We start from the raw sequence: 2,755 nt of genomic DNA, 5'->3' as shown, positions 1-2,755 counted from the left end.
GGCTACAGAAAAGGTGGCCATTTCGATTCAAGATGTTGCTTCGAGCGCAGACACACAAACAACGAGTGCGAATAAGAATGCAGAATCGTTACAGGAGCTTTCCAAGGTTATTCTTCATATCGCGGAGATTTCTTCAACAGTGACGGATCTTTCACAGGACGCAACGCTACAAGCAGATGAAGGKGGAAAGGCAGTCCAAAATACAAAAGATCAAATGCATTCTATCCATTTATCGGTAACCGATTCAAACACGAAAATTCAAACACTGCATGAACGCTCTAAACAAATTACGTCCATTTTAGATGTAATTACAAGCATTGCAGATCAAACTAACTTACTGGCTCTCAATGCAGCAATTGAGGCAGCAAGAGCAGGKGAGCACGGAAAAGGCTTTGCGGTTGTTGCCGATGAAGTAAGAAAGCTTGCCAAGAAGTGACAGCTATTACGGAGGATTTGGCATTCTCAGCACAAGGAAATGCAGCTGCTTCAGAGGACGTTGCAGCGTCTACAGAGGAACAATTAGCTTCGATGGAAGAGATTAATGCTTCTGCACAAGCGCTTGCGCATATGGCAGATGAGCTAAAACAGCTAATTAGTCAATTTAAATATTAACAGAATCAAATATACGAAAAACTAATGTGTCAATGAGATTAAGTGTCCTATTAAATAAAGTATGACTCTTAGACAAAACGAATGGCGCTTACTTGAGTCGTTTCTTGGTAGAAAGAGATTGTTTTGCGATAATTCTTCAAAGTATTCCTATAAAAACGAATGAAATCACCTTTAGGGATTCTGTTTTGAGACTCGACTGCGTGACCATTTTGCTTATCAACACTAATAAATGAGGCTGGTCATAACTAGCTGATAATAAAGAAAAAGAGAAATCGAACAGCATCGATTTCTCTTTTTTCTTGTTTGATCAAGCCATTCTATTTTCTTTACCTTACTTCTCTGTTAATAACGGCAGTGTGTTTCCGGAGATTTACTGTCATCATGCAAAGCACATTTCGTTTTCAATCTTTGATTTTCTATGGATTCGAGTGAAACGCAAATTAGCCTTCAATAATTCAAAACTGGTTCTACATCGTTTTTTGGTTGTCGCTAGATGGCACCTGTTTTTCTGCAAGCTTTGGTATTACATATTCTTTTTTGGGCAACAAGTTTTTGTATATATAAGCGAAGCGACAGCAATAAACCTATTTAAAGTGAGATTCTAAGTTTAGTTGAATGATGAAGAAATACAAAATAGAAGAATTTATATTAGTTAATCAAAAAAAATGAAAAAAAGGGTTTGAATATATGTATTCCGTCCGATAAAAGCCTAGGGTGAAATTTCATCGATAAAAGAAGGGTAGGTTGTAAACAGTAGATAGAAGAGGCATTCTTTTTGAGTCTAAATCATCGAGTATAGTGCCAGTAAAAGATAATACAAAATTATACAAAAACACACATCTTAAGAACTAATGAAGACAAAAGGAGAATTGTTGAATGAAAAAAATATTTGGTAGCTTTAAGGGCAAGCTCTATATATTGTTTGCTCTAATCTTGCTAGTTCCAGTTATTACTGTTGGAAGTTTTTCATATCTTTCGGCAAAAAATTCGATAAAAGAAGAAATATTATTTAGTGCAAATGAAAGTGTAAATATTTTAAATAAAGTAATTGATGAAACCATTAGTGCTAAAATAAATGACATTAATGTTTTTAGCGAGGAAATAAATTCTACTACGTATAAACAGAATGGAGCCGCAATATTAACAAATTTCCAACAATATATGAAGATGAATCAAGATGCTTTAAGTGTTTATCTTGGAACAAATGAGGGAGCATTATTTCTAGATCCAAAATTGAAAGTTAAGGATTACAATGTTTTAGAAAGAGATTGGTATAAAGAGGCTACGGCTTTAAAGGGAGAAATTTTAATAACGAATCCTTATATTGATGCATTTACTGGAGAGATGGTTGTAACAGTTGCACGTCAGTTAAAGGATAAATCTGGGGTAATAGCGGTTGATTTAAAATTGGCAGACATTCAAAAAACCGCTAGCTCAATTCGAATCGGAAAAAGTGGATATCCTTCTATTTTTGATGAAAATAAAATGGTCATTTCACATCCTACTTTAAAAGCAGGTGGGGAATTAAAAGAGAGCTTCGCAGATAAGATGTATGAAAGTAAATCTGGAACGTATGAATATGTCTTTGACGGTGATGACCGTATTATGTTCTTTACAACGAATGAATTAACGAATTGGAAAATTACCGGCACAATTTTTTCGAAGGAAATTGATAAATCAGCATCATCCATTTTAAATCATACGTTACTCGTGTTAATTATTGCGATTGTCATAAGTACGATTGTTTTCTATTTTGTCATGAAGGGAATCATAAAACCGATTAAATCGCTTAAGGATAGTGCAGTGACGATTAGTAAAGGTGATTTAACTGAAAAAGTGACGATTGCTTCTCATGATGAGATTGGACAGCTAGGGCAAGCCTTTAACGATATGCAAGACAGTCTAAGGACACTGATTCAAAAAATAGAACAAAATGCTGAAGAGGTAGCTTCGTCAGCGGAAGAGCTTACAGCCAATGCCACTCAAACAAGCAAGGCTACAGAAAAGGTGGCCATTTCGATTCAAGATGTTGCTTCGAGCGCAGACACACAAACAACGAGTGCGAATAAGAATGCAGAATCGTTACAGGAGCTTTCCAAGGTTATTCTTCATATCGCGGAGATTTCTTCAACAGTGACGGATC

The 2,755-nt window shown here is 35.7% G+C and carries 1 protein-coding gene and 1 pseudogene; both read left to right on the top strand.

From position 1 onward, the window contains the following. Positions 1 to 612 (top strand): annotated as a pseudogene (locus tag AC1DCY_RS27020) (methyl-accepting chemotaxis protein); the annotation flags it as partial. An 876-nt stretch (positions 613 to 1,488) separates the two neighbouring features. Continuing rightward, positions 1,489 to 2,755, top strand: a 1,267-nt coding sequence (locus tag AC1DCY_RS27015) for a methyl-accepting chemotaxis protein (protein WP_477355727.1), incomplete at its 3' end; no start/stop codon positions are given.

Source organism: Lysinibacillus sp. 10T31 (genome assembly GCF_056394365.1).
This window is presented reverse-complemented; position numbering and strand designations above follow the sequence as displayed.